At 60.9% G+C, this 23,338-nt stretch carries 24 protein-coding genes and 4 tRNA genes; 14 read left to right on the forward strand and 14 right to left on the reverse strand.

Annotated features, from left to right (window positions below):
• Window position 1 precedes the first annotated feature (1 nt).
• Window positions 2-445 (reverse strand): pilin, encoded by a 444-nt coding sequence (locus C6Y56_RS24380; protein ID WP_085732829.1) that lies wholly within the window; start codon window positions 443-445, stop codon window positions 2-4.
• A gap of 226 nt (window positions 446-671) precedes the next feature.
• On the opposite strand from C6Y56_RS24380, the gene pilB reads away from it, so the two are divergent.
• From pilB to yacG, 5 genes are read left to right on the forward strand one after another with little or no spacing between them, the layout of a single operon-like run.
• Window positions 672-2,372 (forward strand): type IV-A pilus assembly ATPase PilB, encoded by a 1,701-nt coding sequence (gene pilB, locus C6Y56_RS24385; RefSeq protein WP_169431956.1) that lies wholly within the window; start codon window positions 672-674, stop codon window positions 2,370-2,372.
• A gap of 2 nt (window positions 2,373-2,374) precedes the next feature.
• Window positions 2,375-3,592, forward strand: coding sequence for a type II secretion system F family protein (locus C6Y56_RS24390; RefSeq protein ID WP_169431957.1), 1,218 nt, complete (start codon window positions 2,375-2,377; stop codon window positions 3,590-3,592).
• 1 nt (window position 3,593) lies between these two features.
• Entirely contained in the window at window positions 3,594-4,466 is an 873-nt protein-coding gene (locus tag C6Y56_RS24395) for a prepilin peptidase (protein WP_169431958.1), read from the forward strand.
• Window positions 4,463-5,086 (forward strand): dephospho-CoA kinase, encoded by a 624-nt coding sequence (gene coaE / locus C6Y56_RS24400; RefSeq protein WP_169431959.1) that lies wholly within the window; start codon window positions 4,463-4,465, stop codon window positions 5,084-5,086. Before C6Y56_RS24395 ends, coaE begins: the two co-directional genes overlap by 4 nt.
• On the forward strand, window positions 5,083-5,283 hold the full coding sequence (yacG, locus tag C6Y56_RS24405; RefSeq protein WP_039771664.1) for a DNA gyrase inhibitor YacG: 201 nt from the start codon (window positions 5,083-5,085) through the stop codon (window positions 5,281-5,283). The genes coaE and yacG overlap by 4 nt, the downstream gene beginning before the upstream one ends.
• A gap of 6 nt (window positions 5,284-5,289) precedes the next feature.
• Here yacG and C6Y56_RS24410 read toward each other — a convergent pair whose 3' ends face one another.
• From C6Y56_RS24410 to C6Y56_RS24420, 3 genes are all read right to left on the reverse strand, one after another.
• Complete coding sequence (locus C6Y56_RS24410) at window positions 5,290-5,505, reverse strand: hypothetical protein (protein ID WP_007959584.1); 216 nt, start codon at window positions 5,503-5,505, stop codon at window positions 5,290-5,292.
• 65 nt (window positions 5,506-5,570) lie between these two features.
• Window positions 5,571-6,260 carry an energy-coupling factor ABC transporter permease gene (locus tag C6Y56_RS24415; RefSeq protein WP_169431960.1) on the reverse strand — a complete coding sequence of 230 codons (690 nt, stop codon included), beginning with the start codon at window positions 6,258-6,260 and terminating at the stop codon, window positions 5,571-5,573.
• Window positions 6,257-6,724, reverse strand: a complete 468-nt coding sequence (locus C6Y56_RS24420) for an FAD/FMN-containing dehydrogenase (RefSeq protein WP_169431961.1) — start codon at window positions 6,722-6,724, stop codon at window positions 6,257-6,259. Before C6Y56_RS24420 ends, C6Y56_RS24415 begins: the two co-directional genes overlap by 4 nt.
• Window positions 6,725-6,854: 130 nt before the next feature.
• On the opposite strand from C6Y56_RS24420, the gene C6Y56_RS24425 reads away from it, so the two are divergent.
• From C6Y56_RS24425 to C6Y56_RS24445, 5 genes are all read left to right on the forward strand, one after another.
• Window positions 6,855-7,481: a DUF1780 domain-containing protein gene (locus C6Y56_RS24425; protein ID WP_003228301.1), complete on the forward strand. Its 627-nt coding sequence runs from the start codon at window positions 6,855-6,857 to the stop codon at window positions 7,479-7,481.
• On the forward strand, window positions 7,478-8,005 hold the full coding sequence (locus tag C6Y56_RS24430) for an MOSC domain-containing protein (protein WP_169431962.1): 528 nt from the start codon (window positions 7,478-7,480) through the stop codon (window positions 8,003-8,005). The genes C6Y56_RS24425 and C6Y56_RS24430 overlap by 4 nt, the downstream gene beginning before the upstream one ends.
• Before the next feature lie 56 nt (window positions 8,006-8,061).
• Window positions 8,062-8,235 carry a DUF3094 family protein gene (locus tag C6Y56_RS24435; protein WP_003228304.1) on the forward strand — a complete coding sequence of 58 codons (174 nt, stop codon included), beginning with the start codon at window positions 8,062-8,064 and terminating at the stop codon, window positions 8,233-8,235.
• A gap of 63 nt (window positions 8,236-8,298) precedes the next feature.
• Entirely contained in the window at window positions 8,299-9,597 is a 1,299-nt protein-coding gene (locus tag C6Y56_RS24440; protein WP_169431963.1) for an NAD(P)/FAD-dependent oxidoreductase, read from the forward strand.
• A 211-nt stretch (window positions 9,598-9,808) separates the two neighbouring features.
• Complete coding sequence (locus tag C6Y56_RS24445; RefSeq protein WP_007959573.1) at window positions 9,809-10,216, forward strand: HvfA family oxazolone/thioamide-modified RiPP metallophore; 408 nt, start codon at window positions 9,809-9,811, stop codon at window positions 10,214-10,216.
• 73 nt (window positions 10,217-10,289) lie between these two features.
• Here the strand turns inward: C6Y56_RS24445 and C6Y56_RS24450 are convergent, their stop codons facing one another.
• The 8 genes from C6Y56_RS24450 to rluD form a co-directional block, all read right to left on the reverse strand.
• Entirely contained in the window at window positions 10,290-11,915 is a 1,626-nt protein-coding gene (locus C6Y56_RS24450) for a methyl-accepting chemotaxis protein (RefSeq protein WP_169431964.1), read from the reverse strand.
• A gap of 158 nt (window positions 11,916-12,073) precedes the next feature.
• Window positions 12,074-12,150 (reverse strand) — tRNA-Pro (locus tag C6Y56_RS24455).
• A 97-nt stretch (window positions 12,151-12,247) separates the two neighbouring features.
• Window positions 12,248-12,323, reverse strand: a tRNA-Lys gene (locus C6Y56_RS24460).
• A 5-nt stretch (window positions 12,324-12,328) separates the two neighbouring features.
• Window positions 12,329-12,405, reverse strand: a tRNA-Pro gene (locus C6Y56_RS24465).
• Window positions 12,406-12,414: 9 nt separating this feature from the next.
• Window positions 12,415-12,490, reverse strand: a tRNA-Asn gene (locus C6Y56_RS24470).
• Window positions 12,491-12,788: 298 nt separating this feature from the next.
• On the reverse strand, window positions 12,789-15,353 hold the full coding sequence (clpB, locus tag C6Y56_RS24475) for an ATP-dependent chaperone ClpB (RefSeq protein WP_169431965.1): 2,565 nt from the start codon (window positions 15,351-15,353) through the stop codon (window positions 12,789-12,791).
• A gap of 262 nt (window positions 15,354-15,615) precedes the next feature.
• Window positions 15,616-16,365, reverse strand: coding sequence for a peptidoglycan editing factor PgeF (gene pgeF / locus C6Y56_RS24480; RefSeq protein WP_169431966.1), 750 nt, complete (start codon window positions 16,363-16,365; stop codon window positions 15,616-15,618).
• Entirely contained in the window at window positions 16,362-17,324 is a 963-nt protein-coding gene (rluD, locus tag C6Y56_RS24485) for a 23S rRNA pseudouridine(1911/1915/1917) synthase RluD (RefSeq protein ID WP_011335991.1), read from the reverse strand. Before rluD ends, pgeF begins: the two co-directional genes overlap by 4 nt.
• Before the next feature lie 152 nt (window positions 17,325-17,476).
• On the opposite strand from rluD, the gene C6Y56_RS24490 reads away from it, so the two are divergent.
• The 4 genes from C6Y56_RS24490 to C6Y56_RS24505 all read left to right on the forward strand — a co-directional run bounded on the left by C6Y56_RS24490 (window position 17,477) and on the right by C6Y56_RS24505 (window position 21,781).
• Window positions 17,477-18,499: an outer membrane protein assembly factor BamD gene (locus tag C6Y56_RS24490; protein WP_169431967.1), complete on the forward strand. Its 1,023-nt coding sequence runs from the start codon at window positions 17,477-17,479 to the stop codon at window positions 18,497-18,499.
• A 126-nt stretch (window positions 18,500-18,625) separates the two neighbouring features.
• On the forward strand, window positions 18,626-18,859 hold the full coding sequence (locus C6Y56_RS24495) for a PP0621 family protein (protein WP_169431968.1): 234 nt from the start codon (window positions 18,626-18,628) through the stop codon (window positions 18,857-18,859).
• Window positions 18,849-20,438, forward strand: coding sequence for a sensor histidine kinase (locus tag C6Y56_RS24500; protein WP_169431969.1), 1,590 nt, complete (start codon window positions 18,849-18,851; stop codon window positions 20,436-20,438). Before C6Y56_RS24495 ends, C6Y56_RS24500 begins: the two co-directional genes overlap by 11 nt.
• The gene (locus tag C6Y56_RS24505) at window positions 20,435-21,781 is read left to right on the forward strand and encodes a sigma-54-dependent transcriptional regulator (RefSeq protein ID WP_169431970.1); all 1,347 of its coding nucleotides are present in this window, start codon (window positions 20,435-20,437) and stop codon (window positions 21,779-21,781) included. The genes C6Y56_RS24500 and C6Y56_RS24505 overlap by 4 nt, the downstream gene beginning before the upstream one ends.
• On the opposite strand, the gene thiO is transcribed toward C6Y56_RS24505, so the two are convergent.
• Complete coding sequence (gene thiO, locus C6Y56_RS24510; protein ID WP_169431971.1) at window positions 21,778-22,878, reverse strand: glycine oxidase ThiO; 1,101 nt, start codon at window positions 22,876-22,878, stop codon at window positions 21,778-21,780. The two genes, C6Y56_RS24505 and thiO, sit on opposite strands and share 4 nt — an antisense overlap.
• 57 nt (window positions 22,879-22,935) lie before the next feature.
• Window positions 22,936-23,337, reverse strand: coding sequence for a type IV pilin protein (locus C6Y56_RS24515; RefSeq protein WP_169431972.1), 402 nt, complete (start codon window positions 23,335-23,337; stop codon window positions 22,936-22,938).
• Between the last annotated feature and the right edge of the window lies 1 nt (window position 23,338).

Consider the following 23,338-nt stretch of genomic DNA (forward strand, 5'->3'; position numbering starts at 1 on the left):
ATCAAGTACCGCTGCCAGGGCAACCTTTAGGGGCGTAGTCAGGGTTGACTGTCGAGGCGCAGCTCCAGACGCCCGCGGTGTTACCCGTCGCACCGCCAGAACGGGTCAGCGTGATGGTCTTGCCCAGTACCGGAGCCGGTGCGTTGGCCAGAGTGCAGACTATGGTGCCAGCTCCAGAAGACGCAGTACCCGAGGCAGTGACTGTGCCGCAGTTGGTTGTCGAATAGGATGCGTTACCGGTCACCAGCGTCAGCGTCGGGTCTGTACCTTGATTGATGGTGTCCTCGAACGGCACTTTCAGCGCGCTGATTTCCGCCAGACCTGCCGTCACTTTCGACCGTGCCTGGTACTTGGTGTATTGCGGCAGGGCAATGGTCGCCAGGATGCCGATGATCGCCACGACGATCAGCAGCTCGATGAGAGTGAAACCTTGTTGTTTTTTCATAGACACGCTCCATGCATGAGTCGGAATCTCATGATCTGAACAGGACTCAGCACAGCCCGTGCCAAGGCGCCCGCAGCCGCACAGGCTGGGCGCGATCACGCTATCGCGGGGTTTCCTACAACCTGTAACCGCACTATCTGACACTTTTTGTCACCTGCACCGGAGAGGTTTGGCGCTGTCACTTGACTAGGCTATAAGTCATGAACTGTCTGCATCCGGGATTCCCATGAATGACATCGCTCTGAGCGGCCTGGCCAAACAGCTGGTCCAGGCCGAACTGCTCACGGAAAAAGTCGCCCAGCAAGCCTGGCAGCAGGCCCAGCGCAATCGCCTGTCGCTGGTCAGCTATCTGGTACAGAACAAACTGGTGAAGAGCTGGCAGGTCGTCGAAATTGCCTCGGAGCATTTCGGCATGGCATTCCTCGACCTCAACTGCCTGGACAAGGAAACCCAGCCCAAGGGCCTGGTCAGTGAAAAACTGGTGCGCCAGCATCACGCCCTGCCCCTGTGGCGGCGAGGCAACAAGCTGTTCGTGGGCATTTCCGACCCGAGCAATCACCAGGCGATCAACGACATTCAATTCAGCACCGGGCTGAGCACCGAAGCCATTCTGGTGGAGGACGACAAGCTCACCGACGCCATCGAAAAGTTCTTCGACACCCACGCTTCCGGTCTGGAAGACATGGCCGATGTCGACCTTGAAGGACTGGACGTCGAGTCAGTCGATGACAGCAAACAGGACGCCATCGGTGGGATGGACGCCGACGATGCTCCGGTGGTGCGCTTCGTCCACAAGATGCTGCTGGACGCGATCAAAAGCGGCTCTTCCGACCTGCACTTCGAGCCCTACGAAAAGAACTACCGGGTGCGGGTACGTACCGACGGCATCCTGCGTGAAGTGGCCAGGCCACCGATCCAGCTGGCCGGGCGTATCGCTGCACGTCTGAAGGTCATGGCCAGCCTCGACATCTCCGAACGTCGCAAGCCCCAGGACGGGCGTTTGAAGATGCGTCTGTCAAAAACCAAGTCGATCGATTTCCGGGTCAATACCCTGCCGACCCTGTGGGGCGAAAAAGTGGTGATTCGGATCCTCGACCCCTCCAGCGCCCAGATCGGCATCGACGCCCTCGGTTATGAGCCGGAGCAGAAAGAGTTGTACCTCGCCGCCCTGAAGCAGCCACAGGGCATGATTCTGGTTACCGGCCCTACCGGTTCAGGCAAGACCGTGTCGCTGTACACCGGGCTCAACATCCTCAATACCGTCGACATCAACATTTCCACCGCCGAAGACCCGGTGGAGATCAACATGGAAGGCATCAACCAGGTCAACGTCAATCCGAAGCAGGGCCTGGATTTCGCCCAGGCGCTGCGCTCGTTCCTGCGCCAGGACCCGGACGTGATCATGGTCGGCGAGATTCGCGATCTGGAGACCGCGGAAATCGCCATCAAGGCGGCGCAGACCGGTCACCTGGTCCTCTCCACACTGCACACCAACAGCGCCGCCGAAACGCTCACGCGTTTGCACAACATGGGCATCCCCGGCTTCAACATCGCTACATCGGTCAGCCTGATCATCGCCCAGCGTCTGGCACGCAAGCTGTGCAGCCATTGCCGAAAACCCATCGAGATTCCCCGCGAAACCTTGCTCAAGGAAGGCTTCCCCGAGGAACGCATCGGCAGTTTCACGATCTATGAGCCCGTCGGTTGCGATCAATGCAACGGCGGCTACAAGGGCCGCACCGGCATCTATGAAGTGGTCAGGAATACTCCCGAACTGCAGCGGCTGATCATGGCCGAAGGCAACTCACTGGAAATCGACAGCCAGATGCGCCTGGACGGCTTCAACGACCTGCGCACCTCGGGACTGATCAAGGCCATGCAGGGCATCACCAGCCTTGAAGAAATCAACCGGGTCACCAAGGACTGAACATGGCCGTCAAGGCAGCGAAAATCAGCGTCTACGCCTGGGAAGGCACGGACAGGAAAGGCAGCCGGATCACTGGCGAACTGAGCGGACAAAGCCCCGCGCTGATCAAGGCACAGTTGCGCAAACAAGGCATCAACCCCGGCAAGGTGCGCAAGAAATCCGCGTCGTTGATGAACTTCGGCAAGCGCATCAAGCCTCTGGATATCGCCCTCTTCACCCGGCAAATGGCGACCATGATGAAGGCCGGCGTGCCATTGCTGCAGTCGTTCGACATCATTGGCGAGGGCTTTGACAATCCGGCCATGCGCAAGCTGGTGGACGAGGTCAAACAGGAAGTCGCCGCCGGTAACAGCTTCGCCGCGGCCCTGCGCAAGAAGCCGCAATACTTCGACGAGTTGTACTGCAACCTGGTGGATGCCGGCGAGCAGTCCGGTGCCCTAGACACCCTGCTCGAACGTGTGGCGACCTACAAGGAAAAGAGCGAAAGCCTCAAGGCCAAGATCAAGAAGGCCATGACCTACCCCACCGCCGTGGTTCTGGTAGCCGCGGTCGTCACCGCAATTCTGCTGGTGAAAGTGGTGCCGCAGTTCCAGTCGGTGTTTTCCGGCTTCGGTGCCGAACTGCCGGCGTTCACCCTGATGGTGATCGGCCTGTCGGAATTCATGCAGCAATGGTGGTGGGCGATTCTCGGCGTGCTGGTCGCAGCTTTTTTCGGCACCCGCCATGCTCTGAAGAAATCCCAGGCCCTGCGCGATCGCCGTGACGCCTGGCTGCTCAAGCTGCCGCTGGTGGGCACCATGATGTACAAGTCCGCCGTGGCCCGTTTCGCCCGGACCCTGTCGACCACCTTTGCCGCCGGCGTGCCGCTGGTCGAAGCGCTGGACTCGGTTGCCGGAGCCACCGGCAACGTGGTGTTCAAACGCGCGGTGCTGCGCATCCGCCAGGACGTGGCCACCGGTATGCAGCTGAATTTCTCGATGCGCACCACCGGCATGTTTCCCAACATGGCGGTCCAGATGACCGCCATCGGCGAGGAGTCCGGTGCTCTGGACGACATGCTCGACAAGGTTGCCGGGTTCTACGAGGAAGAAGTGGATAACATGGTCGACAACCTCACAAGCCTCATGGAGCCTTTCGTCATGGTGGTACTCGGGGTGATCGTCGGCGGACTGGTGGTGGCCATGTATCTGCCGATCTTCCAACTCGGCTCAGCGATCTGACATGCCCATCGACGAACTCTTCGCTCTCTATCCGCTGGCCTTTGTCTTCACCGCTCTGATACTCGGACTGGTGGTCGGCAGCTTCCTCAATGTGGTGATCTGGCGTCTGCCAAAAATGCTCGAGCGCGAATGGCGCCAGCAGGCTCACGATGTGCTTGGGCTGCCTGTCGAAACACCGCTGCCGGTTTACAACCTGATGTTGCCGCACTCGCAGTGCCCGCATTGCGCCCACCGCATTCGTGCGTGGGAAAACATCCCGCTGCTCAGCTACGTGTTTTTGCGCGGGCGCTGCTCGTCATGCGCGGCGCCGATCAGCAAGCGTTATCCACTGACCGAACTGGCCTGCGGTCTGCTCTCGGCGTTCATCGCCTGGCATCTGGGCTTTAGCTGGCCGGCATGCCTGCTGATCGTGTTGACCTGGGGCCTGCTGACGATGAGCCTGATCGATATCGAACATCAGCTGTTGCCCGACGTGCTGGTGCTGCCGTTGCTGTGGCTGGGGTTGATCGTCAACAGCTTCGGCCTGTTCGTCTCGCTGCACGACGCGCTGTGGGGGGCAGTAGCTGGCTACATGGCGCTGTGGTCGGTGTTCTGGCTGTTCAAGCTGTTCACCGGCAAGGATGGCATCGGTCACGGCGACTTCAAGCTGCTGGCACTGCTTGGGGCCTGGGGCGGCTGGCAGATTCTGCCGCTGACCGTCCTGTTGTCCTCGTTGGTGGGAGCGGTGCTGGGGGTGATTTTGCTCAAGTTGCGCGACCGGAATACCTCGACGCCGATCCCCTTCGGCCCCTATCTGGCAATTGCCGGCTGGATTGCCTTGCTCTGGGGTGGTCAAATAACCGACTTCTATTGGCAGTTTGTCGGTTTGAAATGAATACCCCTGTGGAAAAACCCTGGATTCTCGGCCTGACCGGCGGCATCGGCAGTGGCAAAAGCGCGGCGGCCCAGCACTTCATCGACCTCGGTATCCATGTCGTGGACGCCGATCATGCAGCACGCTGGGTGGTTGAACCGGGTCGCCCGGCGCTGGCGAAAATTGCCGAGCACTTCGGCCCGGATGTCCTGCAGGCCGACGGCACACTGGATCGCGCCGCATTGCGCAAGCTGATCTTCGAAGTGCCGGAGCAACGCCGCTGGCTAGAAGCGCTGTTGCATCCGCTGATCGCCGAGGAAATCGCCCATCACCTGGCGCTGGCAAAATCGCCTTACGCGATTCTGGTCTCGCCGCTGCTGATCGAGTCCGGACAGTACGCGATGACCCAACGGATCCTGGTGATCGACGCGCCGCAACAACTGCAGATCGAACGCACCTTGCAGCGTGACCAGACCAGCGAAGAGCAGGTCCAGGCGATCCTCAAGGCCCAGTCCAGCCGCGAAGACCGCGTGAGCCGTGCCGACGATGTGGTGGTCAACGACCGCGACCTCGCCTGGCTGCACAGCGAGGTCGAGCGCCTGCATCACTTTTACCTGACTTTATCCGGAGGCCAGTCATGAGCCAGACCCCAACCGTCAACTGCCCGACTTGTGGCGCGCCCGTGGAATTCACCCCCGAGAACAAATTCCGGCCGTTCTGCTCGGACCGCTGCAAACTGATCGACCTCGGCGCCTGGGCGTCGGAAGAACACAAGATTCCGGTGGCCCCGGATGCCGAGGACGAACTGTTTTCCGGCGATTTCGACCCGCGTCACTGATCCCGCTCAGGGCCGCATGAAGCCGTAGTCCTGATCGTCGTCGAGGTTTTCCGCCAGAAAGCGCAACTCGTCGGCCAGGTCTTCGGCATTGCGTACGGCCTTGCTCTGTTGCACCACCGCACTGAGCAGGGCCCGCAGGCTCAGGCCCGGATCGAACCCCACCTCCTGCGCCATCTCCAGACTCTGCCGGGTTTCCTGCCTCGCCCACTCGTAAACGCTCATGCCGCTGCTCCTGAAGGGATTTTGCCGAGCATGAAATGCTGCGCATCAAGTGGATTTGATGTGGATCAAGACTTGGGATCGTCGTCCTTCCACGGCGCCGAAAGGTAGCGGGTGCGGTTGAAGGTCTCCAGCCATTCCGGGCTGAACACCACCAACGCGCTGATCACCATGCCGTTGATGAAAGCTTCGGGAAAAATCAGCAGCCACAGGTAACCGATGAAATCTTCCAGCCATTCCGGCATGGCGAAGAGGCCGTCGTACCAGAGCAAGGTCAGGCTCAGCGTCAGACACAACAACGCCGACAGCGCTGCGGCGAAAAAGCCGGAACAGAAGATGTACACGAACGGATTGCGCGGTTGGGCGCGCTCGACCAGGATCGCCACGCATTCGGTGATCAACACCGGCAACAGGATCAGCAAGGCGCCGTTGACCCCGACAGCCACCAGATCCTGACGTCCCAACAACACCAGCCCCAGTTGCGCCACCAGTCCGCCGACGATTGCCAGCGGCCAATCCAGCAGCAGTGTCACCGCTGTCATGCCGATGAAGTGGTAGGACACGCCGCTATCGAAATCCCTGCGCACCAGCCACAGCAGAAACAACGCGAACACCGTGCCGAACAGCAAATGCTGACGGCGGTTGTCGCTGAACAGCTCGACCCACGGTGCGCGGACAATCGCCCAGAGCAGCACCGGCAGGTAAATCAGCCAGCCCAGCAGCAGGCTCGCAGACGACAGCAGCTCGGCGCCGATCATGGTTGCGCCTGCTCCAGCGCCTCGCGCAGTTCCGCAGCCTGGGTGTACTCATGCCGGGCCAGCAAACGCCCGTCCTTGAGTTGCAGCCAGAGCACCGTGCCATCGGCCCCGGGATAGCGCGAGGCCACACGGCCTTCGCGATCAAGCAACACTCGATAGCCATAGTCACGCATGGCCGGAATGGCGAACATCTTCGCAATCAACGCCGGCATGCGCTGGATATCGGCGACAAACACCGCATGCCGCGCCTCCAGATAGCCCTTGGGCTGATCGGCCATGGCTTGCTTGAGCAGTTTCGCACCGTCCATATCACGCGCCACCAACAGCGTCGTGGTGCGGTTATCGAGAGTAAACGGCTGATCGTACTGATCCAGCAGCGTCCAAGACGCCAACCGCTCACCGACCTCCAGCGCATGGGCCCATAGCGGAACCACAGCGAACAACAACAGCCAGCGAAATTTCACATTCAGCCCCTTTCATTCGACGTTGATACACGGTGCCATCAGTCTACACCGACCCTCCCGACTGCCCACTGATGCACTTTGCCGCGCGAACGCTTTCTGCTTGTCGCAATTGAACGCTAAGCTTGGGCCTATGGATGACTCGGATTATTTACGCCTGCTGACCATCGCCGCCGAGCAGGCCAACGCGTTCCTGTCCAATGCCCGCAAATGGGAGCGTGAGCGTTGGGTCTGCCAGCGCCTGCTGCAAGGCTTGAATATTCCCTATCGCGCCGACGAATTCGCCCCGGCAGGCGAGCCCCCGGACGTGTTGTTTCGAGACGCCAACTTCGAGGTGTTTTTCGTCCTCGACGAAGGTCGCCGGCTCAACGACGAATGGCGCGATGAGCTGCAACGCCGGCGCAGTGCCTTTTCCCTGAGCCAACTGGTACGCCGCGAAGCCAAGCCGCGACGAATTCCGGCCAATGAATTTTTGCTCAGACTGGCGCCGACCTTGCGCAAGAAGGCGCACAACTACAAGGAACGGGGCATGGACCTGGGCGAGCTGGACATCATTGCCTTCGCCAGCCTGAAACGCGAAGTGCTGGACCTCAACAGCCACTTTCCACCGCCCACCGAATATCTGCGTCAGGGCTGGCGCTCGCTGTCGCTGGTCGGGCCGACCTTCGCCCGGGTGTTGTTCGCCCACCCCGATGCGCCAGACTTTCTGCGCAGCAATCTGGGTCGCAGCATCGTGTTCGATGTCGGGATCAGCCTGTGACGCCTCTTCAACAATTGATTGCCGATGTCCCGCAGTCCGGGCGTGTGCGCTGGATTGGCGTGCGCCCCGAATCCCGGGGTCCGATGCTCGCGCTCGATGCGGTTGAGGCGCGGCTCGAGGCCGGGCTCACCGGCGATCACGCTCGGCCCGGTGTGCGCAATGCGCGGCAGGTGACGCTGATTCAGTGGGAACATCTGGCTGTCATCAACGCCCTGATGGGCCGGTCGGCCGAACAACCGGTCACGCCTGAAGATCTGCGGCGCAATCTCGTCATCAGCGGGATCAACCTGTTCAGCCTCAAGGGGCGGCGATTTCGCATTGGTCAGGCGATTTTCGAAACCACGGGCTGGTGCCAGCCGTGTGCGCGCCTGCAAAACAACCTCGGCCCCGGAACGTTCCAGGCGGTGCGCGGGCATGGCGGAATCACCGCGCGAGTGTTACAAAGCGGGATCATTCGCCTCGGGGACAGTGTGTCTGTCGAACCGGTCCCGGACAGTGGCTATGCTGCGTTCAATCCCGGATAAAAAAACCGCTGTAGCTTGTTCACATTCAGCAACGTCTACCCCTGACGAGGCCTCATATGACCAGCCGCCTGAACCCCGAAGACCAGAAGCATGTCGAAGAGTACCTGCAGTTGTCCCAGCACCGTGTCGAGCGCCGGCCATTCCGGCCGTGGATGCTCCTGGTGCTGGTGCTGGCAGTGACCATTGGTCTGGGCCTGTTGAGCCGACTTATCAGTTACCTGACGCTATGAGCAGCATCGCGCTCGCTTGGGTAACCGCACCGATTTCCTTTAAAAACCTTGCGAGCTATCCCTATGTCCCATCGTATTGTCATTGTCGGCGGCGGCGCCGGCGGTCTGGAGTTGGCTACCCGTCTGGGTAAGACTCTGGGCAAACGCGGCACTGCCAGCATCCTGCTGGTCGACGCGAACCTGACGCACATCTGGAAACCGCTGTTGCACGAAGTGGCCGCCGGATCGCTGAACTCCTCCGAAGACGAACTCAACTATGTCGCCCAGGCCAAATGGAACCACTTCGAGTTCCAGCTGGGGCGTATGAGCGGGCTCGACCGTGAGCAGAAAAAGATCCAGTTGGCCGCCACCTACGACGAAAACGGCGTGGAACTGGTCCCGGCGCGGGAAGTGCCGTATGACTCGCTGGTAATCGCGGTCGGCAGCACCACCAACGATTTCGGCACTCAGGGTGCAGCGCAGCATTGCCTGTTCCTCGATACTCGCAAACAGGCCGAACGTTTCCACCAGCAACTGCTCAACCACTACCTGCGAGCTCACGCCGGACAATCCGATGGGGTCCAGCAGATCAGCGTGGCCATCGTCGGCGCCGGCGCCACGGGCGTCGAGCTGGCAGCAGAGTTGCACAACGCGGCCCATGAACTGGCGGCTTATGGTCTGGACCGGATCAAGCCGGAAAACATGCACATCACCCTGATCGAAGCCGGGCCACGGGTGCTGCCAGCGCTGCCGGAGCGAATCAGTGGGCCGGTGCACAAGACGCTGGAAAAGCTCGGGGTCAATGTGTTGACCAACGCGTCGGTCAGCCAGGTCACCGCCGACAGCCTGATCACAGCCGATGGCAACGAGATCAAGGCCAGCCTGAAAGTCTGGGCCGCCGGGATCCGCGCACCAGGTTTCCTCAAGGACATCGATGGCCTGGAAACCAACCGCATCAACCAGCTGCAAGTGCTGCCGACGTTGCAGACCACCCGTGACGAAAACATCTTCGCCTTCGGTGACTGCGCCGCGTGCCCGCAACCGGGCTCCGATCGCAACGTTCCACCACGGGCCCAGGCTGCGCACCAACAGGCCTCGTTGCTGGCCAAGTCGCTGAAACTGCGGATCGAGGGCAAGACCCTGCCGGAGTACAAGTACACCGACTACGGCTCACTGATTTCGCTGTCGCGCTTCTCGGCGGTGGGTAACCTGATGGGCAACCTGACCGGCAGCGTGATGCTCGAAGGCTGGCTGGCGCGGATGTTTTACGTGTCGCTGTACCGCATGCACCAGATGGCGCTGTACGGGCCGTTCCGCACGGCGATGCTGATGCTGGGCAGCAAAATCGGACGCGGTACCGAGCCGCGCCTCAAGCTGCACTGATGTAAAAACACCGTGGGGGCGGGCTCGCCCTCACGGTGTTTTGTTTTCTACTGTATCTGCCCGCAGCTTTCCCCACCTTCGCTTACAAACGCCCCGCTCCTCGACACAGACGCGATACACCGCCACCGCTTAATGGCCACACCCGAGCACACCTGCTCCGGCTTGATCGCCCTTAACGTGTGGTTGCGCTGTGCAACCGAAGGAGAATGCAATGTCCCGTACTTCGAAAATCGGCAAAAACTCCCTTGGCCTGGTCGGTGCCGTACTGGCCGGCGGCCTGATGCTGTCCGGCTCGGTGTTCGCCGCACAACCGCTGGCTCAGGGTTATATGGTCGCTTCGGCCGAGACCTCGGTGAAAACCCCGGAAGGCAAATGCGGTGAAGGCAAATGCGGCGATGCGTCGATGGCCAAGACCGACACCGATGGTGACGGCAAGGTCTCGCGCGCCGAATTTCTGAAGGTCGCGCCGAAGTCCGACTTCGACAAGATCGACACCAACCACGACGGTTTCATCGACGAGCAAGAGGCGTACAACAACGTCAAAGCCAACTTCGAAGCCAATGGCAAGAAAATGCCGAAAGGTCTGTTCGAACACCTGAAAGACCAGGACGGTGCCTGACTTTTCAGCCTGCCCGATAACACAAAGCCGCGCTTTCTCTGACGAGAAGCGCGGCTTTTTCACGCCTGCATGATTACAGCTGGAAGCGCCGCACCATGCCCTGCAGGGCATTGGCCAGTTGCGACAGTTCATGGCTCGACGCATTGGTTTGATCGGCACCCGCCGCCGAACGCACCGACAGATCGCGTATGTTCACCAGATTGCGATCCACTTCCCGTGCCACTTGCGCCTGCTCTTCGGCGGCACTGGCGATCACCAGATTGCGCTCGTGGATTTCGTGTACCGAGGCCGTGATCGTCTGCAACGCCTCACCGGCCCGCTCGGCCAGCACCAGCGTGGTGGCCGCCCGCGAGGCACTGGCCTGCATCGACTCCAGCGCCAGGCTCGAACCGTTGCGCATGCCCTGCACCATCTGCTCGATTTCCTGGGTCGACTGCTGAGTGCGATAAGCCAGCGCCCGGACTTCATCGGCGACCACGGCAAACCCGCGCCCGCTCTCCCCGGCCCGTGCTGCTTCGATGGCGGCGTTGAGCGCGAGCAGGTTGGTCTGCTCGGCGATCGCTCGGATCACGTCCAGCACTTTGCCGATGTCTTGTGACTGATTGGCCAGCGATTGCACCAGCTCGCCGGTGTGTTCGACTTCGCTGGCCAAGGCGTTGATGGCGCCGGCGGTTTCGCTGACCCGTTCCTGACCCAATTGCGCCGACTCGCTGGACTGGCGGGTGGCGTCGGACGTCGACACCGCATTGCGAGCGACTTCCTCGACCGCCGTGGTCATCTCGTTGACCGCGGTGGCGGCTTGTTCGATTTCGTTGTTCTGTTGTTGCAGCCCTTGCGTGCTGTCGTGGGTGACCGCGCTCAGTTCATCGGAAGCGGTCGCCAGTTGCGTGGCCGATCCGCTGATGCCCTGCAGGGTTTCGCGCAGGTTCTGCTGCATGGTCGCCAATGCCTTGAGCAACCGGCTGACTTCATCGTTGCCGTGGGTTTCGATCGGGCGGGTCAGATCGCCTCTGGCGACGTGTTCAGCAGCGTCGACGGCGGCGCTCAGGGGGCGAACGATGCTGCGGGTCAGCAACATGGCCAGGGCCACGGTGGCCAGCGCCGCCAAAGCGATGAACAAGGTCACGATGGTGCGCGAAGTTTCGTAGTGGGCGGCAGAGTTCTGACTTTCGGCGGCGACCTGGCGGGTAAACAGATCTGCCAGATCGTTGAGTTGTTTGCCGGAGCCGTCGACCACGGTTTTCATGTCGACCAGCAGCAGTTTGGTCAGCTCGTCACGCTTGCCTTGCTCGGCAAGGGTGAACGACTGGGCGATCCCGGAGCGGTAGGCAGCAAAGGTCTTCTTGAACTGATCGTACAACTGCTGACCTTCCGGGGTGGTCACCAGCCGGTCGTAAGCGGCGATTTTCTCGCTCAGCTCCTTGTCGCGGGTATCCATCTGGCTGCGGTACGTGGCGATGTTGGCCGGATCCTGATCCAGAGCCATGCGCAGGGAGATGGTGCGAATGCGCAACATGATCTCGCGAATCTCGTCACCGCCGCGAATGCTCGGCAGCCACTGCGTCTCCACCGCCACTTCGCTGTCGCGGATGCTCGACATCTGCCCCAGCGCAAACACCCCGAGCAACGCCACCAGCACCGCGATCAGGGCAAAGCCCAGGGCGGCACGGGGAGCAATATTCAACTGACGAAGCAACATGACGAACGCCCTTTTCTTGTATTGGCCGGATTCAAGGGGCGATCAATGGCAGCCTCCTTGCGTTAGCGGGCTATCGGCAAGTTGTATGACGACTTGAATGAAACATTTCCGAAGGGCAAAAAAAATCCCCGTATCTTTCGATACGAGGATTTTTAATATGGTCGGGGTAAGGGGATTCGAACTCCTGACATCCTGCTCCCAAAGCAGGCGCGCTACCGGACTGCGCTATACCCCGGTAAAAAAAAGGCGACCTTTCAAAGATCGCCTTCTTCGATCAGCGCTTTTGGCCTCTGATCTTAAGATTCGATCCCAGTGTTACCTGGTTTCAAAAATGGTGGGTCGTGTGGGATTCGAACCTACGACCAATTGGTTAAAAGCCAACTGCTCTACCAACTGAGCTAACGACCCAAAAATGGTCGGGGTAAGGGGATTCGAACTCCTGACATCCTGCTCCCAAAGCAGGCGCGCTACCGGACTGCGCTATACCCCGGTTTGAAATTGGCTCCGTGACCAGGACTCGAACCTGGGACCCAATGATTAACAGTCATTTGCTCTACCGACTGAGCTATCACGGAACTACACATTTCAATTTACTACGGTGAAACTTGCAGCTTCTCGACACCGTTTTCGCATCGCTGCGTTCGTGTGTCTGAGGCGCGCTATTCTACAACCTAGAACACCTCTGTCAACCCCCTAAATTGCTTTCAAGTTAATGATTTGCAACTTATTTCAGATTTCTGCTCAGTGAGCTGAAACCGTGTTGGTGACTGACTGCGGGGCGCACTTTACAAGCCTTTTCCTTTGAGTTCAACAGCCTGGCGAAAAAAAAGGCCTCGCATTGCGAGGCCTTCCTTACTTCACCACCGGCAGGTGTCAGTTGAACGTGATCTCGTCGTTCTCCACGACACCGGTCGCGGTCTCGCCCGGCATGAAACGCCCCGACAGGATCAACTGCGCCAGCGGGTTCTCGATCCAGCGCTGGATCGCCCGCTTCAGCGGCCGTGCGCCATAGACCGGGTCGTAACCGACGGCAATCAGCTTGTCCATCGCTTCCGGGCTCAGTTCCAGCTTCAGCTCGCGCTCGGCCAGACGGCTGCGCAGACGGCCCAGCTGGATCTCGGTAATGCCCGCGATCTGATCCCGCGCCAATGGCTCGAAGATCACCACTTCGTCGACCCGGTTGATGAACTCCGGACGGAAGTGGGTGGAAATCGCATCCATCACCGCTGCCCGTTGCGCTTCACGATCACCGACCAGTTCCTGGATCTGCATCGAACCGAGGTTGGAGGTCATGACGATCACGGTATTGCGGAAGTCCACCGTGCGGCCGTGGCTGTCGGTCAAGCGCCCATCCTCCAGCACTTGCAGCAGGATGTTGAATACATCCGGGTGCGCCTTCTCGACTTCGTCCAGCAGGATCACCGAGTAAGGCTTGCGCCGTACCGCTTCGGTCAGATAACCACCCTCTTCGTAGCCGACGTAGCCCGGTGGCGCCCCGATCAACCGTGCCACGGAATGTTTCTCCATGAACTCGGACATGTCGATCCGCACCATCGCCTCTTCCGTATCGAAGAGGAATTCGGCCAGCGCCTTGCACAGCTCGGTTTTACCGACACCGGTCGGGCCGAGGAACATGAACGAGCCGCTCGGACGATTCGGGTCTGACAACCCGGCACGGGACCGCCGCACCGCGTTGGCCACTGCGACCACCGCTTCGTCCTGGCCGATCACACGCTGGTGCAACAGGCTTTCCATCTTCATCAGTTTGTCGCGCTCGCCTTCGAGCATTTTCGACACGGGGATGCCGGTCCACTTCGAGACGACTTCGGCGATTTCCTCTTCGGTCACCTTGCTGCGCAGCAGCTGGTTCTCGCTCTTGCCGTGCTGGTCGACCATTTGCAGGCTGCGTTCCAGATCCGGGATCACCCCGTACTGCAACTCGGCCATGCGGTTCAGATCGCCTTTGCGGCGCGCGGCTTCCAGTTCCTGACGGGACTGTTCGATCTTCTGCTGAATCTGTGCAGAACCCTGCACTTCGGCTTTTTCCGAGTTCCAGATTTCTTCCAGATCCGAATACTCACGCTCGTGTCGGACGATTTCTTCCTGGAGCTTCTCCAGACGTTTCTTCGCCGCGTCGTCGCTTTCTTTCTTCAGTGCCTGGGATTCCACCTTCAACTGAATCAGGCGCCGCTCCAGCCGATCCAGCACTTCCGGTTTGGAGTCGATCTCCATGCGGATGCGGCTGGCCGCCTCGTCGATCAGGTCAATCGCCTTGTCCGGCAACTGCCGATCGGTGATGTAACGATGGCTGAGCTTGGCCGCCGCGATGATCGCGCCGTCGGTGATCGCCACCTTGTGGTGAACCTCGTAACGCTCCTTGAGGCCACGCAGGATCGCGATGGTGTCTTCTTCGCTCGGCTCGTCCACCAGCACTTTCTGGAAGCGCCGCTCGAGGGCTGCGTCCTTCTCTATATATTGGCGGTACTCATTGAGCGTGGTCGCGCCGACGCAATGCAGTTCGCCACGGGCCAGGGCCGGCTTGAGCATGTTGCCGGCGTCCATCGAGCCTTCGCCTTTGCCGGCGCCGACCATGGTGTGCAGCTCGTCGATGAACAGAATGATCTGCCCTTCCTGCTTCGACAGCTCGTTGAGCAACGCTTTCAGGCGCTCTTCAAACTCGCCGCGATACTTGGCACCGGCGATCAGCGCGCCCATATCGAGAGACAGCAGACGCTTGCCGCGCAGGCCGTCCGGCACTTCACCATTTATGATGCGCTGGGCCAGACCTTCGGCAATCGCGGTTTTACCCACGCCAGGCTCGCCGATCAGCACGGGGTTGTTCTTGGTCCGGCGTTGCAGAACCTGAATGGTGCGACGGATCTCGTCGTCACGGCCGATCACCGGGTCAAGCTTGCCTTCTTCGGCGCGCTTGGTCAGGTCGACGGTGTATTTATCCAGCGCCTGACGCGACTCTTCGTGGTTGGCGTCATTGACCGCCTCGCCACCGCGCAGGTTGTTGATTGCATTTTCCAGCGCTTTTTTGCTCACGCCCTGGCCGAGCAGCAACTTGCCGAGCTTGCTGTTCTCGTCCATCGCGGCGAGCAGCACCAGCTCGCTGGAAATGAACTGGTCGCCTTTCTGCTGGGCCAGACGGTCGGCCTGGTTGAGCAGACGCGCCAGATCCTGCGACATGTTCACGTCGCCGGTCGGGTTCTGGATTTTCGGTAATTGATCGAGCTCTTTGGTCAGCTCTTTACGCAAGCTGTTGACGTCGAAGCCCACCTGCATCAACAGGGGTTTGATCGAACCACCCTGCTGTTCAAGCATGGCTTGCATCAAATGCGCCGGCTCGATGGCCGGATGATCGTGGCCGACGGCCAACGATTGGGCATCGGACAACGCCAACTGCAACTTGCTGGTTAAACGGTCTATACGCATGGGTCACCTTCCTTTTGAGCAGGCCGGACCTGAAAAACCATCCTGAATAAAGAAACCTGCCAGATACCGCTATAGATGCGGTCAATTCTGGAAGATTCAAGCGTCAGGGAGTTGATGCAGATCAGAGAGTTTAGCGGGCGCCCAGCCTCGCAAATACGTTTCTCTTTTGACGAGTGGCTGTTTTCGTCAGGCAAGGCGCCGCGACGAGTCATAGCCCGCTATGGCGAGGAGCGGCAACGCAGCATGACGTAAACAGACGCCGTCAAAAAGAAACTGTATTTGTGAGGCTGGGCGCCTCAAGCCAGACTAAGGAGGCAAAGCGACCGGTGCGCGACGCACGGCGATAAGAAAAGAAGCGGGGATCGGTCACGGTACAGAAACCGCCACCATAAACAGCGGTGACACCCCGAACCGCCAGACGCAGTCGCGCCAGCTTATAGATGTCAGCCATGAACTTGCCCGCATTGTGGCTCGGGACAAAAGCTGTCTCGGCTTCGGGCAATTGATTGATGAAGACGTCCCGGACTTCCGGGCCGACTTCGAAGGCCTGCGGACCGATGGCCGGGCCGAGCCAGACCAGAACGTCTTCGGCGGGCACATCCAGACTGTCGAGGGTGGCTTCCAGCACGCCGGCCGCCAGGCCACGCCAACCCGCATGAGCCGCCGCCACGCGAGTGCCGGCACGGTCGCAGAACAGTGCCGGCAGACAATCGGCGGTCATCGCTGCACACGCGATACCGGGTGTTGCCGTCCAGCTGGCATCCGCCGTGGCCACCACGGACGGATCAGCATGCGCCACGGCAATCCCGTGCACTTGCTGCAACCAGGCAGGCTTTATAGAGAAGTGTTCGGTCAGACGTCGACGGTTTTCGGCGACGGCCTCGGGACGGTCATCGACATGATCGCCCAGGTTGAGACTGTCGAACGGCGCCTCGCTGACGCCGCCCTCGCGGGTGGTGACACAGGCCTTGACGCTGGCCGGCGCGGGCCAGTCCGGCGTCAGCCAGTTCATCCGACGAATGCCTCGCGATCCTGCTTGAGCAGGGTCAGCAGCCAGACCAGATCTTCCGGCAACGGCGATTCCCAGCTCATGCGCTCACCGGTGGTCGGGTGATCCAGCTCCAGAAACCGCGCGTGCAGCGCCTGACGCGGGAAGTGCTTGAGGGACTCGACCATGGTCTGGCTCGCCGCTGGCGGAATGCGGAAACGACCGCCGTACGCCGGATCGCCGACCAACGGGAAGTTGATGTGCGCCATGTGCACGCGAATCTGGTGGGTACGACCGGTTTCCAGCTTCACCCGCACGTGAGTGTGGGAACGGAAGCGTTCCAGCACGCGGTAGTGGCTGACCGCCGGCTTGCCGCCTTCCATCACCGCCATGCGCTGGCGCTGCTGGCCATGCCGACCGATCGGCGCGTTGATCTTGCCGCCGGCCGTCACCACGCCGATCACGATGCACTCGTAGATCCGGCTGACACTGCGGCTTTGCAGCTGCGCGACCAGTTTGGTCTGCGCCTGGATGGTCTTGGCCACCACCATCAGACCGGTGGTGTCCTTGTCCAGACGATGCACGATGCCGGCACGCGGGACATTGATGATGTCCGGCACGTGGTGCAGCAAGGCGTTGAGCAAGGTGCCATCGGCGTGACCGGCGGCCGGATGCACCACCAGGCCGGCAGGCTTGTTGATCACCAGAATGTCGTCGTCTTCATAGACGATGTCCAGTTCGATGTCCTGAGCGACCCATTCACCCTGGGCCTCCTGCTCGGCAGTGAGCTCAAGGATGGCACCGCCATGAACGATGTCGCGCGGGCGGATGACCGCCCCGTCCACAGTCAGGCGACCTTCTTTGATCCAGGCGGAAAGGCGCGAGCGCGAGTGCTCGGCGAAGAGTTGGGCGGCGACTTGATCGAGGCGTTGGCCGCCCAATTCGGACGGCACCTCTGCGCGAAGTTCAATTTTATCGGACATGCTCGGACTGGGCGTCGGCTACAGCCTTTGGTTTCGGCTGCGCGCTTGTGGTTAAATACGGCGTCTTTTGCCCCGGGGCTTTTCAACGGGGCGCTCATCATAACAGGACGGCCCCGCCCAAGACAGCGGCCGTCATAGGGACGCAAGCCGCCATGCAAGTGAAACACCTGCTGCTGATCGCCATCCTCGCATTGACCGCTGCTTGCTCATCGAAGGAAGTCGTAGACGAAAACCTGAGCGAAACCGAGCTGTACCAGCAGGCTCAACAGGACCTGGATAACAACAGTTACACCAGTGCCACCGCCAAGCTGAAGGCTCTGGAGTCGCGCTATCCGTTCGGTCGCTACGCGGACCAGGCACAGCTCGAACTGATCTACGCCAACTACAAGAACTCGGAGCCGGAAGCCGCAAAATCCGCCGCCGAGCGCTTCATTCGTCTGCATCCACAGCACCCGAACGTCGATTACGCCTACTACCTCAAGGGCCTGACCTCGTTCGACCAGGACGTCGGCCTGCTGGCGCGCTTCCTGCCGCTGGACATGACCAAGCGTGACCCGGGTGCTGCCCGCGATTCGTACAACGAATTCGCCCAGCTGACCAGCCGCTACCCGAACAGCCGCTACGCACCGGACGCCAAGCAGCGCATGATCTACCTGCGCAACCTGCTGGCAGCCTACGAAATCCACGTGGCCGACTACTACCTGACCCGTCAGGCCTACGTCGCTGCCGCCAACCGTGGCCGGTATGTCGTGGAAAACTTCCAGGAAACCCCATCGGTCGGTGACGGCCTGGCGGTGATGACCGAAGCCTATCAGCGTCTGCACCTGGACGAACTGGCGGCCACCAGCCTGGAAACCCTGAAGCTCAACTACCCGAACCACCCGAGCCTGAAAGACGGTCAGTTCGTACCGTCGGTCGCCGAAGCCGACAACCGTTCGTGGCTGAGCAAGGCCACTCTGGGCCTGATCGAGTCCCGTCCGCCGCTGCCGCCGGGAGAGACCCGCGCCAACCAGGACGTGCAGAAGCAGTTCCAGGACGCGAAAGACGCGATCCCGAACGAGCTCAAGCCCAAAGACGAAAACGGCGCAGTGATCGAAGAGGAAGAGCACGGGGCGGCCGGCAACAACGACGACCGCTCGTGGTTCAGCTACATGACTTTCGGTGTGTTCGACTGATCACAACGCAAGTACGAGAAAGGGAGATCTTCGGATCTCCCTTTTTTATTGCCGCGTTTTATTGCGCTGTGCGCCTGTCGAGTCCTTGGCTAAACTGCCGGATCATCAGCCAAAAAGCCGCCCATCATGCTTCGTCTACTCTTCTGGATCGCCCTGATCGCCGCCGCCGTCTGGCTGTGGCGCAAACTCAAGGCGCCTGCCGCCCCCACGCAATCCCCCCGCGAAAAGGATGCTGCGCCGATGGTGCGTTGCGCCCATTGCGGCGTGCACCTGCCGCGGGATCGTGCGCTGAGCCTTCAACAACAGTGGTATTGCAGCCAGGCTCACCTCGAGCAAGGCCCAGGCTCCAGTGATCGCTGAGGCCACCAACGCCACACGCAGACAGGCCCAGCGACTGCTGCGCCTTTATCACCTCTACCGCCTGAGCGTCGGCATCACCCTGGTGCTGCTGATCTCCAGCAACATGGACAACCGCCTGCTGACGTCAGCCGATGACGAGTTGCTGCGCAACGGCAGCTGGTTGTACCTGGTGCTGAACATCCTGCTGGTGGTGTTCCTGGAGAACATCCGGCGGCCGGCCCGGTTGTTCGGCCTGGCCCTGGTCGACATCCTGCTGCTGTGCGGGCTGTTCTACGCCGCCGGCGGCGTGGCCAGCCCGGTGGGCAATCTGCTGATCGTCTCGGTGGCCATCAGCAACACCCTGCTGCGACGACGGATCGGTGTGCTGATCGCAGCGATCGGGGCGCTCGGCATCGTCGGCCTCAGTTTTCTGCTGAGCTTCAGCCATCCCTTGAGCGCCAATGACTACCTGCAGGCAGGCACCCTTGGCGCTCTGTGTTTTGCCGGAGCACTGTTGGTACAGGGGTTGATCCGTCGTCTCGAAATCAGCGAAACCCTGGCCGAGCAACGGGCCAGCGAAGTGGTCAGCCTTGAAGCGCTCAATGCCTTGATCCTGCAGCGCATGCGCACCGGCATTCTGGTACTCGACGAGCGGCGCCGGGTACAACTGGCCAACCACAGCGCCCGGACGCTGCTGGCACAGTCACCCCTCGAAGGCCAGTTGATCGATGACTATTCGACCGCGCTGGTCGAGCGCCTGAATCTGTGGCTGAACAACCCGACCCTGCGCCCGCAGAGCCTGAAAATCGCGGCCAACGGCCTGGAACTGCAACCGAGCTTCATTGCCCTGGAACAGAGCCCGAACCGCCAGACCCTGGTATTTCTCGAGGACCTGGCGCAGATTTCCCAGCAAGCCCAGCAACTGAAGCTCGCCGCACTCGGGCGTCTGACCGCCGGTATCGCCCACGAAATCCGCAACCCGCTGGGCGCCATCAGCCATGCGGCGCAGCTGCTGCAGGAGTCCGAGGAACTCGACGGCGCGGATCGGCGTCTGACGCAGATCATCCAGGATCACTCCCAGCGCATGAACCGAGTCATTGAAAACGTCCTGCAACTGTCCCGACGCCAGCAGAGCGCGCCGCAACGGCTGGATCTGGAACCGTGGCTGGCGCAGTTCGTCGCCGAAGCCCGGGAACAGGCCGGCGAGCGCCAGCGGATACATTTGCGTATCGACTCCGGGGACTTTCGCACCCTCATGGACCCCGGTCAGTTGACGCAAATTCTCGACAATCTGTTGCGCAACGGCTGGCGTCACAGCGCCCTGCTGCACGATCCGGCCGAAGTGTGGCTGACGCTGTTCATCGACCGCGAAAGCCAGCTGGCTGTGCTCGAAGTGCAGGACAACGGCCCCGGCGTGGCACTGGATCAACAGTCGCATCTGTTCGAGCCCTTCTTTACCACCAGCAGCCAGGGCACCGGCCTTGGACTTTATCTGTCCCGTGAGCTGTGCGAAAGCAACCAGGCCCGCCTAGACTTCATACCACGCCAAGGCGGCGGCTGCTTTCGCATCACCTTTGCTCACGGACGGAAACAAAGTTGAACACGAGCCCACGGCAAAAAATCCTCATCGTCGACGACGAACCGGATATCCGCGAACTCCTGGAAATCACCCTGGGACGGATGAAACTCGACACCTTCAGCGCACGCAACCTCGGCGAAGCCCAAGCGCTGCTGAGCCGCGATACTTTCGATCTGTGCCTGACCGACATGCGCCTGCCGGATGGCACCGGACTGGAGCTGGTGCAGCACATCCAGCAACGCTATCCACAATTGCCGGTGGCGATGATCACCGCCTATGGCAGTCTGGAAACGGCGATCAACGCCCTGAAAGCCGGGGCTTTCGACTTCCTGACCAAACCGGTAGACCTCAGTCGTCTGCGGGAACTGGTCGCCACTGCGTTGCGCATGTCGGCGTCGGGCAATGTCTGCACCGCGATTGATCGCCGGCTGCTCGGTGACTCGCTGCCCATGCGCAATCTGCGCAAGCAGATCGATAAACTGGCCCGCAGTCAGGCGCCGGTCTACATCAGCGGCGAGTCCGGCAGCGGCAAGGAACTGGTTGCCCGGCTGATTCACGAGCAAGGCCCACGCGCCAGCCAGCCGTTTGTACCGGTGAACTGTGGGGCGATTCCTTCAGAGTTGATGGAAAGCGAATTCTTCGGTCACCGCAAAGGCAGTTTCACGGGTGCGGTGGAGGATAAGCCGGGCCTGTTCCAGGCTGCCCATGGCGGGACGCTGTTTCTTGATGAAGTGGCAGACTTGCCGCTGTCGATGCAGGTCAAGTTGCTGCGGGCGATTCAGGAAAAGGCCGTGCGCAGCGTCGGCGGCCAGCAGGAAACCGTGGTCGATGTGCGCATCCTCTGTGCGACGCACAAGGATCTCGACGCGGAAGTCGCCGCCGAACGCTTTCGTCAGGACCTGTATTACCGACTGAACGTGATCGAACTGCGGGTGCCCTCTCTGCGCGAACGTCGTGACGATATCGAAGCCTTGGCCAGCCATATGCTCAAGCGTCTGGCGAACGGTACCGGCCAGCCGGCGGCGCGCCTGCATCCACAAGCGCTGGAGGCATTGAAGAACTACCGCTTCCCGGGAAATGTGCGGGAGCTGGAGAACGTGCTTGAGAGGGCGCACACCCTGTGTGAAAACCGCACGATCGAGGCCGACGACCTGCGCCTGAGCGAAGGCAATTGCACAGCCGAGGGCGGCATTGCCGATCTCACGCAGATCGACAACCTCGAAGACTATCTGGAGAACGTCGAGCGCAAGCTGATACTGCAGGCCCTGGAAGAAACCCGCTGGAACCGTACCGCAGCGGCCCAGCGGTTGAATCTGTCCTTCCGTTCGATGCGCTACCGGCTCAAGAAGCTCGGCCTGGATTAAATACGTCCGGTCGGGGCATACGGCGCCGGATCAATGATCGGCGCGCGCCCCAGCATCACATCGGCAAACAACTGACAGGACGCCGGCGCCAGCACCAGTCCGTTGCGGTAATGCCCGCAGTTGAGCCACAAGCCATCAAAACCCGGCACCCGGCCGATGTAGGGAACGCCCTCCGGCGAGCCGGGACGCAATCCGGCCCAGTGTCCCACCACTTCGGCATCCGCCAGCGCTGGCAGCAATTCGACCGCCGAGGCCTTGAGGCTTTCCAGTGCATTGTCGGTCGGGGTCTTGTCGAAACCTTCGTGTTCCAACGTGCTGCCGATCAGGATGTGCCCGTCGCGACGCGGAATCGCGTAGCGCCCCTTGGCCAGCACCATGCTCGGCAGGAAATCCGCCGCGCACTTGTAGAGAATCATCTGGCCCTTGACCGGTTCCACCGGCAGCGACAGGTCCAAGGTCTTGAGCAATTCGCCGCTCCACGCGCCCGCCGTCAGCACGACCTGATCGCCAGCGATCACACCGGTGGAAGTCTGCACGCCCACCACACGCTCGCCTTCAAGGACAAACCCGCTGACTTCACACTGCTCGTGAATCGTCACGTTCGGCCGCGCCTGCAACGCCGCTTTCAAAGACTTCACCAGCCGCGGATTGCGTACATTGGCCACATCAGCCATGTAGATCGCCCGGGAAAACCCACCACCGAGCACCGGCACCGCATCATGCGCCGCCGAGATATCCACAGCCCGCAGCGGACGGTTCTCCCGCGCGGCCCACGCCAGCGCTTCGGCTTCGTCATCCAGGTCCAGCCAATACAGGCCGGTGGTGTGAACCTCGGGATCAACCCCGGTATCGGCAAAAAGACGCTCGCCCAACTGTGGATAAAAATCCTGCGACCAGTGCGCCAGCGCGGTAACGGCCGCGCTGTAGCGCCACGGGTACAGCGGAGACACGATACCGCCGCCGGCCCAGGACGATTCCTGGCCGACGTTCGAACGATCCAGCAGCACCACGCTGCCGACCTCGGAGGCGAGATTGTACGCCGTGAGCAGGCCAATCACCCCGCCACCGACAATCACCACTTGCTGTTGCCTGGTCATGTTTGATCCAACCGTAAAAAAGACAGTGGGCGCAAATGGCGCCCGAAATATAGCGGCTCAGCGGCCCCAGCAATCCTTGGTGGTCAGCCCGGTGGTCGCGTTGTTCATGCTTCTGACACCGGTGTTGGTGAGGGTGAAATCCCCGCACTTGTCAGTGGCCATGGCCGTGCCGGTCTTGCGGGTCGCGGTCAGCACAAAAGTCTGGTCAGCGATGGTCGGGGTAATGGTGTAGAAATCATTACCCGTGCTGAGACCGGTGACGCCCGTGTAAACATTGTTTCTGGTGTAGAAGCGCTCGAGAGTCTGCGCCTGCTCCGTCAGCAGCGATACCACCTCGGCGCGACGGCCCTTCTTCAGATATTCGGTATAGCTCGGTGCGGCAATGGTGATGATGATCCCGATAATCGCAATCACGATCATGATTTCGATCAGGGTGAATCCTCGGATGGATCTGCGCATG

The sequence above is a fragment of the Pseudomonas fluorescens genome (genome assembly GCF_012974785.1).
GTDB lineage: Bacteria > Pseudomonadota > Gammaproteobacteria > Pseudomonadales > Pseudomonadaceae > Aquipseudomonas > Aquipseudomonas fluorescens_BT.

What these genes read in the sequence shown, in the direction of transcription:
- C6Y56_RS24380 (WP_085732829.1), bottom strand. Translation starts at nt 445, where the DNA reads ATGAAAAAACAACAAGGTTTCACTCTCATCGAGCTGCTGATCGTCGTG.
- pilB (WP_169431956.1), top strand. Translation starts at nt 672, where the DNA reads ATGAATGACATCGCTCTGAGCGGCCTGGCCAAACAGCTGGTCCAGGCC.
- C6Y56_RS24390 (WP_169431957.1), top strand. Translation starts at nt 2,375, where the DNA reads ATGGCCGTCAAGGCAGCGAAAATCAGCGTCTACGCCTGGGAAGGCACG.
- C6Y56_RS24395 (WP_169431958.1), top strand. Translation starts at nt 3,594, where the DNA reads ATGCCCATCGACGAACTCTTCGCTCTCTATCCGCTGGCCTTTGTCTTC.
- coaE (WP_169431959.1), top strand. Translation starts at nt 4,463, where the DNA reads ATGAATACCCCTGTGGAAAAACCCTGGATTCTCGGCCTGACCGGCGGC.
- yacG (WP_039771664.1), top strand. Translation starts at nt 5,083, where the DNA reads ATGAGCCAGACCCCAACCGTCAACTGCCCGACTTGTGGCGCGCCCGTG.
- C6Y56_RS24410 (WP_007959584.1), bottom strand. Translation starts at nt 5,505, where the DNA reads ATGAGCGTTTACGAGTGGGCGAGGCAGGAAACCCGGCAGAGTCTGGAG.
- C6Y56_RS24415 (WP_169431960.1), bottom strand. Translation starts at nt 6,260, where the DNA reads ATGATCGGCGCCGAGCTGCTGTCGTCTGCGAGCCTGCTGCTGGGCTGG.
- C6Y56_RS24425 (WP_003228301.1), top strand. Translation starts at nt 6,855, where the DNA reads ATGGATGACTCGGATTATTTACGCCTGCTGACCATCGCCGCCGAGCAG.
- C6Y56_RS24435 (WP_003228304.1), top strand. Translation starts at nt 8,062, where the DNA reads ATGACCAGCCGCCTGAACCCCGAAGACCAGAAGCATGTCGAAGAGTAC.
- C6Y56_RS24440 (WP_169431963.1), top strand. Translation starts at nt 8,299, where the DNA reads ATGTCCCATCGTATTGTCATTGTCGGCGGCGGCGCCGGCGGTCTGGAG.
- C6Y56_RS24445 (WP_007959573.1), top strand. Translation starts at nt 9,809, where the DNA reads ATGTCCCGTACTTCGAAAATCGGCAAAAACTCCCTTGGCCTGGTCGGT.
- C6Y56_RS24450 (WP_169431964.1), bottom strand. Translation starts at nt 11,915, where the DNA reads ATGTTGCTTCGTCAGTTGAATATTGCTCCCCGTGCCGCCCTGGGCTTT.
- clpB (WP_169431965.1), bottom strand. Translation starts at nt 15,353, where the DNA reads ATGCGTATAGACCGTTTAACCAGCAAGTTGCAGTTGGCGTTGTCCGAT.
- pgeF (WP_169431966.1), bottom strand. Translation starts at nt 16,365, where the DNA reads ATGAACTGGCTGACGCCGGACTGGCCCGCGCCGGCCAGCGTCAAGGCC.
- rluD (WP_011335991.1), bottom strand. Translation starts at nt 17,324, where the DNA reads ATGTCCGATAAAATTGAACTTCGCGCAGAGGTGCCGTCCGAATTGGGC.
- C6Y56_RS24490 (WP_169431967.1), top strand. Translation starts at nt 17,477, where the DNA reads ATGCAAGTGAAACACCTGCTGCTGATCGCCATCCTCGCATTGACCGCT.
- C6Y56_RS24495 (WP_169431968.1), top strand. Translation starts at nt 18,626, where the DNA reads ATGCTTCGTCTACTCTTCTGGATCGCCCTGATCGCCGCCGCCGTCTGG.
- thiO (WP_169431971.1), bottom strand. Translation starts at nt 22,878, where the DNA reads ATGACCAGGCAACAGCAAGTGGTGATTGTCGGTGGCGGGGTGATTGGC.
- C6Y56_RS24515 (WP_169431972.1), bottom strand. Translation starts at nt 23,337, where the DNA reads ATGCGCAGATCCATCCGAGGATTCACCCTGATCGAAATCATGATCGTG.